This window comes from Solibacillus merdavium (assembly GCF_014836935.1).
In the GTDB taxonomy this organism is placed as follows: domain Bacteria; phylum Bacillota; class Bacilli; order Bacillales_A; family Planococcaceae; genus Solibacillus; species Solibacillus ferritrahens.
Genome location: NZ_JACSPW010000018.1, coordinates 1 through 15,822, shown reverse-complemented (window position 1 = coordinate 15,822; position 15,822 = coordinate 1). Strand labels below are relative to the sequence as shown.

Below are 15,822 nucleotides of genomic sequence, written 5' to 3'. Positions count from 1 at the left end.
ATATAAAAGGAATTTAGTGGGGTGAATATATGAAAATAGTCTTTAGGTCAATTGCACTTCTTGTGTTAATAGTAGCGTTACTAGCTATTTGGGTACCACATTTTATAGCAAGTTCCAATGCAACCCCTACTGGTAATTCAGGGGGTTCCACAATTGGTGGAATGGAAGTAGGGGATTTAAAGGGCGATGAATTAAAAGCAGGATTACAGAATGCTGTAAATGACTGGTATACCAAAAACCTAATTGTTACAGGCGGAGGGACTTCAATTGAAGTCAGTTCTCCCACCTTGCAATTTGATATTGAAGCCACAGTTAATAGCTTTGAAGATAATTACCGCAAACCATGGTATGCATTTTGGGCAGATGAGGCAGCAGTTCATCTTCCTTTGAATATTCTTCCAAGTGATATTGTTAAAAATGAGATTAGTAATATTTCTGCATGGGACGCAGATTTAACTTATGAAAAAGTACAGTTGAATGCTTCCTATTTAAAAACGGATGAAGTTAAAGCTGTTGTAAATGATTTTTCGATACTGGAAATAGATCGTATTTCGCTGTTGGTTGAAACTATACCTGAAGGTGCGATGGGTATGAATGAGCTTGTCCTTGAATTGCAGGACATTGTAATCGAACCGCAAATGCCATTTTCAATGTTGGAGAACTTAGGAGAAACAATTAATCTTGCAAACCGTGAGGCAATTAATTTTATCGCATCAAATATTTATAACGCTGCACTTAATATTAATGCTGAAATTTTGGAACGTCATTCGCAAAATGAACGCCCTTCCTATTTAAAGCCTGGGTTAGAGGCAAAGGTAGATGTTTTAACGAACGAGGATTTAAAATTTATTAATACATCCACTAATCCGGTTGTATTAAAGCTTTCGATGAATGATGGAAAGCTGCAAACAGAAGTATATACACCTGCAAAGGAAATAGAGATTTCTGTATCGGTATCAAACGATGAAGAAATTCAACCACGTACAATTACACGCTACTCGGAGGACTTGGCAATTGGACAAACAGAACAATTGCAAGATGGTGTAGAGGGATTACGTATTTCGGTTTATCGAACAGTGTATGGAGAGCAGCAACTTGTGAGCCGTGATTATTATCCACCGGTAAACCGTGTCATTGTTAAATCGTCTCAGCAACCGGTAATACAAGATTCAGTAGTTGATGTGAACAACGCAACAGATGATTCAATCGATTTAGATGGTGACGGCTTCCCAGATGAAGATGGAAGTGGAGGAAACCCACCAATTAATAATCAGCAAAACACAAATTCAAATGAATTAAGTAGTGAATCACGAATTGAAGAAGGGTCAAAGGATAATCTTCCACCAGGCAGCTATTACGATAAAGGTGGAAATTTAATAACTCCGTAGAATAGGAGGATAACAACATGAAGGCAAATGCGAGAAAACGTTTAGGGGACTTATTGGTAGAAGCTGGAGTAATTAATGATCAGCAGTTGAATTATGCGCTACAAAATAAAAGCCGTGATGAAAAGCTGGGCGATTTTTTAATAAAAGAAAACGTGCTCACCGAACAGCAGCTGATTGAGGTATTGGAGTTCCAGTTAGGTATTCCTCATATCACATTAAATAAATATGCGATCGACCCAGAACTATTACAGCTTGTCCCAAGAGAATTGGCGAAGCGTGCCAATATTATGCCGGTACGTCGCGATAGAAATAAGCTATTAATCGCGATGTCAGACCCAATGGATTATTTTGCGATAGAAGAAGTCCGGATGGCGACAGGTTGTCAAATCGAAACTAGTATTGCAGCAAAAGATGATTTATACAGAACAATTACAAAATACTATGATTTGCAGGCTTCGATGGACGCAGCATTGTCCGAAATGGCAGCAAATACAACAGAAGTCCAGCAGGAGATTACTGATGAAGATTCGCCGATTGTCCGTCTAGTCAATCAGATTATTGCCAATGGGGTAGCCCAACGTGCTTCTGATATTCACTTTGATCCTCAGGAAACTGAATTTAAAGTGCGCTACCGTGTTGATGGTGTGTTAAAAACAGAGCGATCTCTGCCAAAACATATGCAAAATATGATGACCGCTCGTGTGAAAATTATAGGTGGACTTAATATTACAGAAAATCGAATCCCACAAGATGGCCGAATTAAAGTTAATATCGAGTTTAAAAGCATTGATATTCGACTTTCTACATTGCCGACTGTATACGGTGAAAAAATTGTTATGCGTATTTTGGATGTAAACAATGCCGCAACAGATATTGCACACCTAGGTTTTACTGAAAAAAATGAAGTCTTGTTCAAAAAGATGATTGAAAAACCAAACGGAATTGTACTAATAACAGGCCCAACTGGTTCAGGCAAATCTTCTACATTATATGCAGCACTTTCAAATCTAAATGATGAGGAAGTTAATATTATTACGGTGGAAGATCCGGTCGAGTATCAGCTAAACGGCATAAATCAAATTCAGGTGAAAGAAGAAGTTGGGCTAACATTTGCAGCAGGTTTACGTTCGATTTTACGTCAAGACCCGGACATTATTATGATTGGGGAAATTCGGGACTTAGAAACAGCACAGATTTCGATTCGTGCTTCACTGACAGGTCATCTTGTATTAAGTACACTGCATACAAATAGTGCAATCGAATCTGTTTCGCGTCTGCAGGATATGGGCATCGAGCCATTCTTGATTTCGTCTTCGCTTGTGGGAATTTTAGCCCAGCGACTTGTACGTCAAATTTGTCGAGATTGTAGTGGAGAAGTTGAGCCTACAAGCAGGGAAAAGGAAATCTTCGCAAATAATGGATTCAGTGCTGAAAAGGTACGAAAAGGTAGAGGCTGTTCGGCTTGTGGAAATACCGGTTACCGTGGACGACTTGCCATTCATGAACTATTACCGATTGATCGAGAGCTAAAGGATTTAATTCTGAATCGGGCAAGCGGGAATGAAATTGGGGACTATATGAAAAAAGCAGGCTACTACACATTGTTGCAAGATGGTCTGCAAAAAGTTATAAATGGCGTCACAACTACTGAAGAGGTATTGCGAGTTGCAACAATTGACTAGTGAGGGGATGCAGATGACACTAAAAATTCAAGACTTATTGCAGCATGCATATGATGAAAAAGCGTCTGACTTACATGTAACAATCGGAATTCCTCCCGTCTACCGTGTAAACGGTCAATTGAAGCAGTATGGCGATATTATCGTTACGGAAGAAATGGTTAACGAAATGGTACAAGATCTTCTACCAGACTATAAAGTGGCGGAATTTGAGGAGAAGGGCGAAACGGATTTTAACTATTCCTTAAAAGGCCTATGTCGTTTCCGTGTAAATACGTATCATCAACGAAATGCAGGGGTAATTGCAGCACGTTTAATTTCGAGCAAGATCCCTACAATTGAATCGCTGAATTTGCCAAAAGTAGTGTATGATTTAGCCGAAAAACCTCAAGGGCTTATTTTAGTAACAGGTCCAACAGGCTCAGGGAAGTCTACTACATTAGCGGCGATGATTGATTATATTAATGAAACAAAATCGAAGCATATTATTACACTCGAAGATCCGATTGAATATTTGCATTCTCATAAAAAGTCAGTGGTTAATCAAAGGGAAATCGGTGTCGATACAGCCTCGTTCGCAAATGGATTGCGTGCATCACTTCGCCAAGATCCGGATATTATTCTAGTCGGTGAGATGCGAGATTTAGAGACAATTTCTACAGCAATTACTGCAGCGGAAACAGGACACCTAGTATTTGCAACACTTCATACATCAAGTGCACCGACGACAATTGACCGAATTATCGATGTTTTTCCGCCACATCAGCAAGGGCAAATTCGTATCCAATTAGCGAATGTATTACAGGGAATTATTTCACAGCGACTGTTCATTCGGAAAGATAAAGAAGGACGTGTTGTAGCAACTGAAATTTTAGTAAGTGTTCCGGCTGTAACAAACTTAATACGAAATGAAAAAATACATCAAATACCAAGTGTCATGCAAACAAGCCGTGCGCTAGGAATGCACACATTGGAAACATCAATACAGGCACTGGTTTCTTCCGGTGAAGTTTCGGTGGAGGAAGTGCGTACTTATTTGAATGTAGGTGATTACAGTTGACTGTATTTAAATATGTAGGGCGAACAAAGATGGGAGTCACCCAAAAAGGAACGATTGATGCAGCAAATAAGGCCACAGCAATTACGAAGCTTCGGGAAAAGGGGATTAATCCTCGTGAAATAGAAGAATCGAAAAGCATATTGCACATGGATATTAGCCTTGGAAGCGGAAAAATTAAAACGCAGGATTTTGTAATTTATTGCCGTCAGTTTGCCACATTAATTCGTGCCGGAGTATCCCTCGTTGAAGCAACAAATATTTTAGCAAAACAGGCGACAAGTAAGCCGTTGAAGAAAGCTTTGGAGAAGGTCGAAGAAGATGTACGAGCAGGTATTCCCTTCTCGGATGCAGTTCAAAAGCATCCAAAAGTGTTCCCTGAGCTATTCGTCAATATGATGAAATCAGGTGAAGCAACGGGGAATATCGATGACACATTAGAACGGTTAGCAAATTCATATGAAAAGTCGTTTCGATTAATGAAAAAAGTGCAATCAACATTAACGTATCCAGCAATGTTATTAGTATTAATCGTGGTAGTCGTGTTTTTCATGTTAATTTTTATTGTACCAACATTTGTCGAATCGTTTGAATCGATGGATGCAGAACTTCCTATGTTAACAGTATTAACGGTAGCGTTAGGGGAATGGTTAAGGCAATATTGGTGGTTGCCAGTTGGTGCTGTTGTCATAGGTGTGGTGGTTTTCCAATATCTATACAGGAACAATGAGCAATTTCATTACACTGTACATTATATGCTTCTGAAGATGCCAATATTTGGACAGCTTTTACAAAAAACAGCGATTGCGAGATTAACGCGTAATTTATCGTCATTATTTAGCAGTGCAGTTCCAATTTTACAGGCATTGACAATTTCCCAAAAAGTTTCCGGTAACCCTGTTGTAGGAAAAGTAGTACTAGATGCTCGAGCTAGCCTTGAAAAAGGAAGTACATTAACAGAACCATTTGAAAAAAGCTGGATATTCCCGCCTATGGTGACGAGTATGACGAGAATAGGGGAATCCACTGGGTCACTTGATTATATGCTTGAGAAAGTTGCTGACTTTTATGAAGAGGAAGTTGACCGCAATGTTGATACATTAAAATCTATGATAGAACCGTTAATGATTGTGATCTTGGCTGGAGCGGTGGGTATTATCGTAGCGGCAATATTCTTGCCAATGTTCAGTTTATATGAACAAATGTAAAAAACGGAATATAAATGGACGTTTTGCAAGGGGGCATCTAAGCAATACAAAGCGTCAGTGCAGAAATATACCAAATATAAAACTAAAATAAGAGGAGGGTTTAATATGTTTAACACATTAAAAAAACGTATTAAAAACGAAAAAGGTTTATCTTTAGTAGAACTTTTAGCAGTAATCGTAATCTTAGCTATTGTAGCTGCAATTGCCATTCCAGCGATTGGTAACATCGTTGAGAATTCACGCTATAATGGTGTGAAGGCCGATGCCGTGAATGTATTAAGTGGAGCACAAATATATTTTACTGATAATCCTGAAAAAGCTGATGTTACAATCACCGCATTAAAAACTGGGGGTTATTTAGAAAATGCAGGATCATTTGAGAAAAATGCCTCTACAATAACTATTACTAAAGCTACAGCTGGAAATAAAATTGTGAGTGCAACAATTGAATTTTCAGGTACTAAAAAGGCTGTTTTTACTAATGCAACAATCCCATTAATTAATGGTGATAAGCAAAAGGGAAGCGCAATTACGGACAGTTGGACTGTTGGGAATACTGTTACTAATCCATAATCACCCCCCAAAGAACACCCAACCCAACAACGATTGGGTGTTCCATTGGGCGATGATTTCGCTAGTATAATAGCTTTGAAGATGAGCTTGCCCTAAAAATAGAGGCAAAGTATAAAGGGGAGGGTCCCTAAATGTTTACAATGAAAAGAAAATCACATGCATCTATTCTCTTAAATGACTACGTGATCCGTGCACTTGTCTCCAAAGGGCCAACACTTGATCAACCTGTTATTTATGAAACGCCATTACCTAGAAATGCCGTCCACGAGGGCGCCATTATGGACGAGATGGCGATATATGAATTAATAAAGGAAAATATCCCGAACTGGGGTGGCAAGAAGCAAAATGTCCGTTTCCTCGTACCGGATACGTCTGTATTATTAAAAACTTTTGAGCATCCTGCAGATGTAAGCGGCAAAAAACTAAAGGAATTTGTGCAGATGGAGCTCGGGAACTCTATTCATTTGCCGTTCCAGGAACCGCTTATTGATGTTCATGATTCAGTGGAAGGCGATGGGAAAGCGGTGTTGTTTGCTGCACCTCCTGATGAAGTTGGGAAAATGATTGGTCTATTATTAGATAATCATTTAAATCCACAAATAGCCGATATTCGAGCATTATGTAATTTGCGTTTGCTAGAGCATATTGAGTTTATTGATTCAAATCGTACATATTTAGTGACTGATTGGTCCATTAATGAATTTTCTATTTGTATTTTTTCAAATGGAGAGGTCGAGTTTTTACGTTTCCAGACAGTTGATACAGACCCGGATAAATGGGAGCAAGATATTCTTGAAAACGATGAAGTTGAGTTTCATTATACGGGTGATTTGGATGATTTTCGTAGAGCGACTACAGACCAAGTGTTGGAAATCGACCGTATGATGAACTTCTTTAAATTCTCGCTCCACAAAGGGGAAAAAGTTGTCGATGAAATCATTGTGATGGGAGATCATCCATTACTTCATCTTATAGAGGCACTGTTACGCGACAATTTACCGACACCGATAAGTATTGTGGATGATGCTGTTATAGAAGAGCACTTTCCAAACTGCAAAGCAAAGCATGCGACATTGTTAGGCCTTGCTCTAAAGGAGGTTAACGAATGATTCCAGATATTAACCTCATGCCCAAAATTGAAAAGGGTGAGGCTAGTTTAAATTTCGCATTTTATTTGGTTGGCATATTATCTTTGGTAACACTTGGACTTATGGCATGGACATTTTTCAGTGTGAAAAGTGAAATCGCAAGTGCAATACCGGAGCGGGATTCATTAATTTTAACGCGCGATCAATTGAGTGCAGAAGTCGCCTCATTTGAAACGATGAATAAAGGCTCATTAGAAGAATCAGTAGCTTTTGTGGAAAGAGTATCATTCCCAGTTTCTCCGGTTATTAAGGAAACACGAAATTTATTGCCTTTAAATACATATTTGCGAGCTTATGTATTTTCTGAAACAGGTGTACAAGTGACGGTTGATTTTGAAACGTTAAATGCAATTTCAACATATGTGAGTAATCTTGAAAAAAGCCCGTACTTCAATGATGTTCAGCTAGGCACGATTCAAAACTTTGATGTAAATCCTTCCGGAGAAGAGTTAAGTGCAGAGCAGCAATTTAGCGAAGTACCACGGTATAGTGTAGAGCTTATGTTATTAGTAAATCAATTACATGTAGCTGCTGGAGGTGACGAGTAGTGAATTCCATCTCAAGTAGTAAAAATGGGACACTTTTATTAGTGATTGCTTTAGCGATGGCATTGTTATTTGCTGTTTATTACTATGTCGTCAAACCAAAACAGGATGAGGAACTGGCGATCCATAGTGAAATGAGCAGTTTGAAAACGGAAATTTCGACATTGGAGGAAACAATCGCATTTCACCATACACAGCTATCTCAAACAAGTGCAAATGAATTTGTACTACGCAAGAAAGTGCCGGCTAACCGAGAAATCGATGCGTTGATTCTTTCAATTGAGGAAATTGAATACTTAACAGGCTCTCGTATTCAAAGTATTGATTTCAACAACTATGATGCTCTCGTATCGAGCTCAGGCTTACAGGATCCAACGGCCAACTCTAGAACAGAAGAAGGACAAGCTACGGAACCAGTGGAACAAACAGAGTCCATTGAAACGGAAGCTACTGAATCCGTGGAACAAGTTGAAGATACAGATGCACCGGAGGAATTGCCTGTTTCTACAATAGCAGTAGAAACATTACCACCTTCATTAAAGTTAATAACATTCAATATAAATGTGGCATCACCAAATGATGTTAGCTTGATGCAGTTTATAGAAGAAATAGAAAAGAAAGACCGTGTAATGCGAATGGATCTTATTGATTATGAACTTCCAGGTGAAGAAGACCAATTTACAGAAGAGGCATCCGAAATCGTTACAGCCAACATTCAAATTACAACATTCTACTACGAATAATAATTAAGCAGGTAAAAGTAAGGAGCGTTCAACATGGACATAATGTATACAATTTTTGCGGGGATTTTTGGACTTGTTTTAGGTTCTTTTTACAACGTAGTAGGTTTACGTATTCCGAAAAAGGAATCAATCGTTACACCACCTTCCCATTGTGTAAAGTGTAATCGCCGTTTACGCGCTTTTGAACTCATACCTGTTTTTTCCTATGTATTTTTACGAGGTAAATGTCGGACATGCGGGGTAAAAGTATCTCCAATCTATGCATTTACTGAGCTAGTAACAGGCCTTTTACTCGCATTTGCAACATGGCAGCTTGGTATTACATGGGAACTTGCAGTAGCGCTCCTATTTATTTCTCTATTGGTTATTATCAATGTTTCGGATATTGCATACATGCTCATTCCGGATAAAATTTTACTATTTTTCCTGCCCTTATTAATTGTCGGAAGAATTCTTTCTCCACTGGAGCCTTGGTGGGATAGCATTGTTGGGGCAGTGCTAGGGTTTTCGCTGTTATTATTAATTGCCATCATTTCAAAAGGCGGGATGGGTGGCGGAGATATAAAGCTGTTTTTATTAATCGGTCTTGTATTGGGAACTTACAATACGTTGTTAACATTATTTTTAGCGTCTATTATTGGGACGATTGTTGGAATCGTTATTTTAAAAGTCCGACGTAAGGGGCGCAAAACTCCGGTTCCATTTGGACCATCCATTGCAATTGCTTCGATTGTCGTGTACTTTTACGGAGAGCAAATCATCGATTTGTATTTAAATTTGCTTTTATAAATTAAAAAGAAGGGGTGCTCTAATACGATTTTTAGAGCATCCCTTTAAATATGACTTAATAATCTATTATAATTTTCTCAAATGGGTGATTCGTCAGTAGCTCATGTGTTGCTAGTTCTACCGCTTTATCCACAGAATCTGCTAAAACTAATATGCGGTATTTGCCAAAGTCTTTATAATAGGCATCTGCTTCAACATATTTAGTGTTTTCGTTCTGTATATTCCTGAGAATATTTACGACGATTTCATAACCATCCTTTATAAATTCGATTTTTTTCAATAAAAAACAACCTCCTCAACATTAGTTTATTACCTGATGAAAGTAATTGACTAAACTTGTTGGAAGGTTGTGTAGGATAGTTAAAAATTATTCAGCATTTGGGTAAATCATCGTTTTTGGATCGACATAACGGTCAAATTCTTCTTCAGTTAAAAGACCAGTTGCAATCGCTGCTTCCTTTAATGTTGAGCCTTCTTTATGAGCTGTTTTAGCAATTTTGGCTGCATTTTCATAGCCAATATACGGATTTAATGCCGTGACAAGCATTAACGAATTTTTCAAGTTCGCTTCCAATACTTCCATATTCGGCTCAATGCCAATTGCACAGTTGTCATTGAATGATTTCATCGAATCTGCCAATAAGCGTGCTGATTGCAGGAAGTTATAAATGATAACGGGTTTAAATACATTCAGCTCGAAATTACCTTGTGATGCTGCAAAGGCAATTGTTGCATCATTACCTACAACTTGCGTCACGACCATTGTCATCGCTTCACTTTGAGTTGGGTTTACTTTACCTGGCATAATGGATGAACCCGGTTCGTTTTCTGGAATGGTAATTTCACCGATACCAGAGCGTGGACCACTTGCCAGCCAGCGAACATCATTGGCGATTTTCATTAAATCTGCAGCCAATGCTTTTAGCGCACCGTGAGCTGTAACGATTTCATCATGACTTGTCAGTGCATGGAATTTGTTTTCAGCAGTTGTAAAATGAATGCCTGTTAACTTGCTGATTTCAGCTGCTGTATGTGCACCGAATTCTGGATGAGCATTAATACCGGTACCAACTGCAGTACCCCCAATTGCCAGTTCCTTCATGAATTGTGTGTTTACCATAATCATTTTTTCACATTTTAAAAGCATATGGTGCCAGCCGCCGATTTCCTGACCGAGCGTTAATGGTGTTGCATCCTGTAAGTGGGTACGGCCGATTTTAATAATATCGTTGAATGCGATTGCTTTTTCTTTTAATGTTGCCTGTAGTAATTTTAAGCGCGGCATTAAGTAGCCTTCCACAATTTCGACTGCTGCAATATGTAGTGCAGTAGGGAAAGTATCATTTGAACTTTGTGACTTATTCACGTCATCATTTGGATGGATTTTTTCTTCAGAACCACTGGTAGCTAATTTTTTATTTGCTAAATAGGCGATTGTTTCGTTTACATTCATGTTTGTCTGTGTTCCGCTGCCTGTTTGCCAAACAACAAGAGGGAAGTGATCATCCCATTTGCCTGTCAGAATTTCGTCTGCAGCTTCGACAATAGCCTTTGTTTTTACATCAGACAGCTTGCCTAATTTATTATTTGCGAGTGCCGCTGCCTTTTTTAAAATTGTCATGGCGCGGATAACTTCAATGGGCATTCTTTCGGTACCAATTTGGAAATTTTCTTTACTGCGTTGTGTTTGCGCACCCCAAATTTTATCTGCCGGTACACGAATTTCACCTAAAGTGTCTTTTTCAATACGGAATTCCAATTAAATCATCTCCTTTAATATATGTATACCCAAATTTAGATGAAAAAATGGCAAATCGTGTGAGGGGATTTGCCATTTTTTCAGGAGAAAAGATAAAGATCCTTTCAAAATATGAGTAAAGTGATTAATGAGTTTCGAATCTGAACTGGGGGGAACAGTATCGAAAATATGCTTTAACTAACTTGTCTGCCTTACAATGATAATGATAATCTTTATCAATTAGATTGTCAATAGATTGCTTCATTAATTTTTAGAAAAATTATTTAATTCGGATAAATGTAAAACAACGTCTAAAGCATCAATTAGGCTCGATACTTTAGACGTTGCTATGTGTGTTATACATTTAGGAGTCAGCCCCTTATAGTAGTTAAACAATTTTTACATAAAAATCTTGTCCGTTCGTTAACTCTGGAATTTCCGTATTTCTTTCGCGCTTGTAATAGTCTGAAATAGCACTTGCGAGTCCGGCATAGCCATTTAATAAAGTACCTTGCTTAATTTCTTTTGCGAGATTATGGAATTCGAAATAAATATGTGCATCGTAATCTAATTTACTTAATATCTTTTCTATATCTCCAAGGGGGATATTTATACCTCTCATATAACGACATTCACGCTTATATGTATGGTGTGGGATATTTACTGGTGTTGTTTCGTTAATCATTGATAATTGATTCATAATGTTGCGCCTCCTTGAAATTCGATATAAAAGTTCCTTTAATATATTATACCGCAAAAGAGAGTTTTATAATCTGAATCTTTAATCAATTTAGAAAATTAATAGAATCTTTACCAATCATCACCTTGCTGCATTTCCTCGGCCACCATCTGCAAATCGTAGGCATTGATCATGAACAATTCATATTCATCATGCTGTTCTTTATACTTTTGAATGAGTCGGAGCACATATTTAGGGGAGCCTTCGTTTTCTTCATCATAAACGAGCAATGTCGCATCGGTATTATCAATGATGAATTTATCCTTTTCGATAAACTGCCAAGGTGCTTCATATGGACGCTTCGTCACGCTAGTCACAAAATCAGCATTATTTACCATTTGCATATAGGCTGCTTGTTTATGCTCATTCCAGTTTTTCTCTTGCTCTAAAAAAGGGGTTATAATTGAGTATTTGAGTGTGGCATATTCTTTTTTTAGTTCCAGTACAACCTCGGCCGCCCATGTTTCAACACCTGGCTGTCCGCTGATTACAACCCATTCCAGTCCATCCTCTATAAGTGTTCGTAATTGGTTTTCCAATGCAGCTTTAATAATAGGGACACCTGGATGCTTGTCGTTAAAAATGCCAAGCTCATGTGGACGGTACCCGGTAATATAAAGTGATTTCATTATAAATCGCTCCTTAGAAAAAAATAAAAATGGGGCACTATGCATTCACAGTGCCCTTAAAACCTATTTATTCACTGAATACAGCTTTAATTTGCTCGATGGCCCAGTCTAAATCTTCTTTTGAAATGATTAAAGGTGGGGCGAAACGGATCACTGTGTCATGTGTTTCTTTGCACAGCACTTTTCGTTCTGCAAGCATTTCGCAATATGGACGAGCCGATTCATGAAGCTCCACACCAATGAAGAGACCGCGCCCCCGTACTTCCCTTATCACCGCATTGTCAATTGCCTGTAGTTGCTCTTTAAAGTAATTGCCAAGCTCCAGTGAACGCTCCGTCAATTTTTCATCCAACAGAACATCGATTGCAGCTATGGAAACTGCACATGCTAATGGATTTCCACCGAATGTTGAGCCGTGCGAGCCAGGATTGAATACGCCAAGAATATCATCATTCGCAACAACTGCAGAAATTGGATAAACACCACCGCCTAGGGCTTTACCTAAAATATATACATCTGGAATAACGTCTTCCCATTCACAAGCAAAAAGTTTTCCCGTACGTGATAAACCAGTTTGAATTTCATCTGCTATAAACAGAACATTATTTGCTTTACATAATTCATAGGCAGCTTTTAAAAAGCCTTCCGTCGGGATGATGATACCTGCTTCACCCTGAATCGGCTCTATAATAAATGCTACTGTATCGGGAGTAATGGTAGCTCTCAAAGCTTCAATATCACCGTATGGAACTAAAGTAAAGCCTTCCAGCATAGGACCGAAGCCGCGTTTATACTCTTCCTCTGAGGATAACGATACAGCACCCATCGTACGGCCGTGGAAATTGCCGTTACAGCCAATAATTTTGGCCTGATTTACAGGGATATCTTTTACTTCATAACCCCAGCGACGAGCCATTTTAATCGCTGTTTCAACGGCCTCAGCCCCAGTGTTCATCGGGAGCACCATATTTTTTCCCGTAAGTTGGCACATTTTCTCGTACCATTCTCCTAAAGTCGCGCTATGGAATGCACGGGAAGTTAATGTTACCGCATCTGCCTGATCCTTTAACGCTTGAATAATTTTAGGGTGACGATGTCCTTGGTTTAAGGCTGAATACGCCGAAAGCATATCTAGGTAGCGATTTCCTTCAGGGTCTGTTACCCATGCACCTTCTGCTTTTTCGATAACGATAGGCAGCGGATGGTAATTATGCGCCCCGAATTTTTCTGTAGTTGAAATAAGTTGTTCTGATTTTGTTGTCATGATGAAATCCTCCTTAAGCAAATTTTACTTTTTAAACAGAGAAATCAATTACATAAGACGAAAAATCTACATATACGATGCAGGTTTCTTCCATATTAATGTTAACAGAATACCAAAGAAGATGACAACAGTTGCAAAGTAATATGGGTAGTTAACATCAATATCAAATAGCATGCCGCCTAAAATAGGACCGAAAATATTCGCTAAACTCGTAAACATAGAGTTCATTCCGCCAACGAAACCTTGCTCGTTGCCCGCAATTTTTGATAAATAGCTTGTTACCGCAGGGCGGAATAAATCAAATCCGACAAATACGATACAAGTAACGAGTAAAATCGCAAAATACGAGCTGACAACGGTCATTAAAAACACTAAAATTCCCGATAATATTAAGCTATAGCGAATCAGTTTAATTTCGCCCCATTTTTGTGCTAAACGGTCGAACAATGCGACTTGTGCCACAGCTCCAACAATTGCGCCACCTGTAATGATGACGGCGATATCTGTAGGGGTAAAACCAAATTTATGATCAACGAATAGGCTGAAGAACGATTCAAATGCCGCAAGTCCAAATGATGCGACAAAAATTAATATAAAGGCAATTAAGTACATTGGCTCCAAAATACGTTTAAATCCAGATGTTTGATTCGGTGCATTTTCAGTGTTTGCTTCATTGCGCTCTGGTTCGCGCAGTAAAATAATCGATAGAATGGCAGCAGTTGTACCGAGCGCTCCCGCAAAGTAGAAGGGCACACGAGTACCGAAATCTGCTAAAAATCCGCCGATGCCAGGACCAATAATAAACCCTGTGCTAATCGCTGCACTCATATATCCAAGTGCTTTCGGACGTGTTTCCATCGTAGTAATATCAGCGATAAAGGCTGTAACAGCAGGCATAATAAATGCGGCACTAATCCCGCCTAATACACGGGAAATAAATAATACTTCGATTGTTTTCCCTAACCCGAATAAAAATTCCGAAATACCGAAAATAAACAATCCAAGGACAATCATAATTTTACGTCCATATTTATCAACTGCTTTACCAGCGAGGGGTGAAACAATAAGTTGTGCAATAGCAAACGCTGCAGTTAAATATCCGACAACGGTTCCGCTTATTTGCAGTTCATTCATTAATGTTGGGAGTACTGGAATAACTAAACCGATTCCTAAAAAAGCGATGAATAAGTTTAATAACAGTAGCCCTAACGTTACTTTATATTCTCTCATAGTTGTTGCTCCTTATTTAGTTGAAATGACTCTAGCAATATAATCCGCACTATTTAACATAAACCCTATAGTAGCTATAGAGTCAATAAAACGGATTTAAATTATTGTGAAAAACTAATTACTTAATTTTTACTTTTAATTCCACAATAAATTCGTCTGCTTTATTAGGGGAGTAATTAATGGGCATAAAAATTTCATAAACGATGGGTACGACATTTAATGCGTTTTCTTCTATATAGTGATATAACTTTTGGTAATGAACGAGGTACGTATCCTGTTCGAAAATAAAAGCAATACATACATAACGACCTGCAGGAATTGTTTTAACTTCCATATCAGCGGTTAAGTGTGTAATATACCGGTCTGTAATAAGCGGAGTAAATATATGACTATAATGTAGCTCATCTAAGCTATTATATGGCTGATAAGGATAAATACATCCGTATCGGTTACTCAACAGACTATTTTCGACTTCCAGTGTTTTGATTAGTAAACTGTAGTATGTGTTCGGTATATAGTATGGTGTTAGCTCGTTTGTATGGATCGATAAAATACGGTTTGTTTCTTCATTTTTAAAATAAACCGTATCAAGCATATCAATCGCAAGCTGCTCCTCCATCTGTTTTTTTGTTTTATATAAGGATTGCTTAATTTCATACATACGATTAATCTGTTTTTCAATTACGTGTTCCTGCTGCTGTAAAAAGGATAATAACTCTGCAGGGGTAAATGCTTGTGCCGCTTTAATTTCTTCTAAAGAAACTCCAATATATTTCAGTGATTTAATAATGTCCAAATAGTATAGTTGTGCGTCTTTGTAGTACCGGTAATTTGTTTTAGGATCGACATGTGAAGGTTTGAATAAACCGATTTGATCATAGTAACGGAGTGTTTGTATTGATATATTTGCCAATTTCGATACTTCTCCAATTGAGTAAAGTTTTTCTTCCATAATAAGCCTCCGAAATACGTTATTAACGGTATCGTAGCATTAATGTTGGGTTGGGTAAATTAGTAGGGAGCATTCCTGTTAGAAGGATTTTCGGGGACTTGAAAACAAAAAAGCCCTCCTGTATGATGCTTGAGTATCAA

General features: G+C 38.3%; 16 protein-coding genes. 9 read left to right on the top strand and 7 right to left on the bottom strand.

Going from position 1 to position 15,822, the window contains the following annotated elements:
* Positions 1 to 29: 29 nt before the first annotated feature.
* The 9 genes from H9632_RS15855 (at position 30) to H9632_RS15815 (ending at position 9,130) form a co-directional block, all read left to right on the top strand.
* Positions 30 to 1,388, top strand: coding sequence for a VanW family protein (locus H9632_RS15855; protein WP_191705047.1), 1,359 nt, complete (start codon positions 30 to 32; stop codon positions 1,386 to 1,388).
* A gap of 17 nt (positions 1,389 to 1,405) precedes the next feature.
* A complete protein-coding gene (locus H9632_RS15850; RefSeq protein WP_191705046.1) occupies positions 1,406 to 3,070 on the top strand; it encodes a GspE/PulE family protein in 1,665 nt (554 codons plus the stop codon).
* A 13-nt stretch (positions 3,071 to 3,083) separates the two neighbouring features.
* A complete protein-coding gene (locus H9632_RS15845) occupies positions 3,084 to 4,127 on the top strand; it encodes a type IV pilus twitching motility protein PilT (protein WP_191705045.1) in 1,044 nt (347 codons plus the stop codon).
* Positions 4,124 to 5,332: a type II secretion system F family protein gene (locus H9632_RS15840; RefSeq protein WP_191705044.1), complete on the top strand. Its 1,209-nt coding sequence runs from the start codon at positions 4,124 to 4,126 to the stop codon at positions 5,330 to 5,332. The genes H9632_RS15845 and H9632_RS15840 overlap by 4 nt, the downstream gene beginning before the upstream one ends.
* Positions 5,333 to 5,437: 105 nt before the next feature.
* Positions 5,438 to 5,905: a prepilin-type N-terminal cleavage/methylation domain-containing protein gene (locus tag H9632_RS15835; protein ID WP_191705043.1), complete on the top strand. Its 468-nt coding sequence runs from the start codon at positions 5,438 to 5,440 to the stop codon at positions 5,903 to 5,905.
* 131 nt (positions 5,906 to 6,036) lie between these two features.
* Complete coding sequence (pilM, locus tag H9632_RS15830) at positions 6,037 to 7,014, top strand: type IV pilus biogenesis protein PilM (protein ID WP_191705042.1); 978 nt, start codon at positions 6,037 to 6,039, stop codon at positions 7,012 to 7,014.
* On the top strand, positions 7,011 to 7,601 hold the full coding sequence (locus tag H9632_RS15825) for a PilN domain-containing protein (protein ID WP_191705041.1): 591 nt from the start codon (positions 7,011 to 7,013) through the stop codon (positions 7,599 to 7,601). Before pilM ends, H9632_RS15825 begins: the two co-directional genes overlap by 4 nt.
* On the top strand, positions 7,601 to 8,341 hold the full coding sequence (locus H9632_RS15820) for a potassium transporter (protein ID WP_191705040.1): 741 nt from the start codon (positions 7,601 to 7,603) through the stop codon (positions 8,339 to 8,341). Before H9632_RS15825 ends, H9632_RS15820 begins: the two co-directional genes overlap by 1 nt.
* A 33-nt stretch (positions 8,342 to 8,374) precedes the next feature.
* A complete protein-coding gene (locus tag H9632_RS15815) occupies positions 8,375 to 9,130 on the top strand; it encodes a prepilin peptidase (RefSeq protein ID WP_191705039.1) in 756 nt (251 codons plus the stop codon).
* Positions 9,131 to 9,185: 55 nt separating this feature from the next.
* Here H9632_RS15815 and H9632_RS15810 read toward each other — a convergent pair whose 3' ends face one another.
* The 7 genes from H9632_RS15810 to H9632_RS15780 form a co-directional block, all read right to left on the bottom strand.
* Positions 9,186 to 9,410, bottom strand: a complete 225-nt coding sequence (locus H9632_RS15810; RefSeq protein ID WP_191705038.1) for a hypothetical protein — start codon at positions 9,408 to 9,410, stop codon at positions 9,186 to 9,188.
* Positions 9,411 to 9,497: 87 nt separating this feature from the next.
* Positions 9,498 to 10,889 carry a class II fumarate hydratase gene (fumC, locus tag H9632_RS15805; RefSeq protein WP_191705037.1) on the bottom strand — a complete coding sequence of 464 codons (1,392 nt, stop codon included), beginning with the start codon at positions 10,887 to 10,889 and terminating at the stop codon, positions 9,498 to 9,500.
* A 367-nt stretch (positions 10,890 to 11,256) separates the two neighbouring features.
* Positions 11,257 to 11,568, bottom strand: coding sequence for a hypothetical protein (locus tag H9632_RS15800; RefSeq protein ID WP_191705036.1), 312 nt, complete (start codon positions 11,566 to 11,568; stop codon positions 11,257 to 11,259).
* A 110-nt stretch (positions 11,569 to 11,678) separates the two neighbouring features.
* Positions 11,679 to 12,236 carry a DUF1273 domain-containing protein gene (locus tag H9632_RS15795; RefSeq protein WP_191705035.1) on the bottom strand — a complete coding sequence of 186 codons (558 nt, stop codon included), beginning with the start codon at positions 12,234 to 12,236 and terminating at the stop codon, positions 11,679 to 11,681.
* Positions 12,237 to 12,303: 67 nt separating this feature from the next.
* Positions 12,304 to 13,500: an ornithine--oxo-acid transaminase gene (locus tag H9632_RS15790; RefSeq protein WP_191705034.1), complete on the bottom strand. Its 1,197-nt coding sequence runs from the start codon at positions 13,498 to 13,500 to the stop codon at positions 12,304 to 12,306.
* Positions 13,501 to 13,566: 66 nt separating this feature from the next.
* Positions 13,567 to 14,730 (bottom strand): MFS transporter, encoded by a 1,164-nt coding sequence (locus tag H9632_RS15785; RefSeq protein WP_191705033.1) that lies wholly within the window; start codon positions 14,728 to 14,730, stop codon positions 13,567 to 13,569.
* Between the two features lie 118 nt (positions 14,731 to 14,848).
* Positions 14,849 to 15,682 carry a MerR family transcriptional regulator gene (locus tag H9632_RS15780; protein WP_191705032.1) on the bottom strand — a complete coding sequence of 278 codons (834 nt, stop codon included), beginning with the start codon at positions 15,680 to 15,682 and terminating at the stop codon, positions 14,849 to 14,851.
* Between the last annotated feature and the right edge of the window lie 140 nt (positions 15,683 to 15,822).

Coding starts and splice junctions, on each gene's coding strand:
- H9632_RS15855 (WP_191705047.1), top strand. CDS start 30: ATGAAAATAGTCTTTAGGTCAATTGCACTTCTTGTGTTAATAGTAGCG.
- H9632_RS15850 (WP_191705046.1), top strand. CDS start 1,406: ATGAAGGCAAATGCGAGAAAACGTTTAGGGGACTTATTGGTAGAAGCT.
- H9632_RS15845 (WP_191705045.1), top strand. CDS start 3,084: ATGACACTAAAAATTCAAGACTTATTGCAGCATGCATATGATGAAAAA.
- H9632_RS15835 (WP_191705043.1), top strand. CDS start 5,438: ATGTTTAACACATTAAAAAAACGTATTAAAAACGAAAAAGGTTTATCT.
- pilM (WP_191705042.1), top strand. CDS start 6,037: ATGTTTACAATGAAAAGAAAATCACATGCATCTATTCTCTTAAATGAC.
- H9632_RS15825 (WP_191705041.1), top strand. CDS start 7,011: ATGATTCCAGATATTAACCTCATGCCCAAAATTGAAAAGGGTGAGGCT.
- H9632_RS15815 (WP_191705039.1), top strand. CDS start 8,375: ATGGACATAATGTATACAATTTTTGCGGGGATTTTTGGACTTGTTTTA.
- H9632_RS15800 (WP_191705036.1), bottom strand. CDS start 11,568: ATGAATCAATTATCAATGATTAACGAAACAACACCAGTAAATATCCCA.
- H9632_RS15795 (WP_191705035.1), bottom strand. CDS start 12,236: ATGAAATCACTTTATATTACCGGGTACCGTCCACATGAGCTTGGCATT.
- H9632_RS15790 (WP_191705034.1), bottom strand. CDS start 13,500: ATGACAACAAAATCAGAACAACTTATTTCAACTACAGAAAAATTCGGG.
- H9632_RS15785 (WP_191705033.1), bottom strand. CDS start 14,730: ATGAGAGAATATAAAGTAACGTTAGGGCTACTGTTATTAAACTTATTC.
- H9632_RS15780 (WP_191705032.1), bottom strand. CDS start 15,682: ATGGAAGAAAAACTTTACTCAATTGGAGAAGTATCGAAATTGGCAAAT.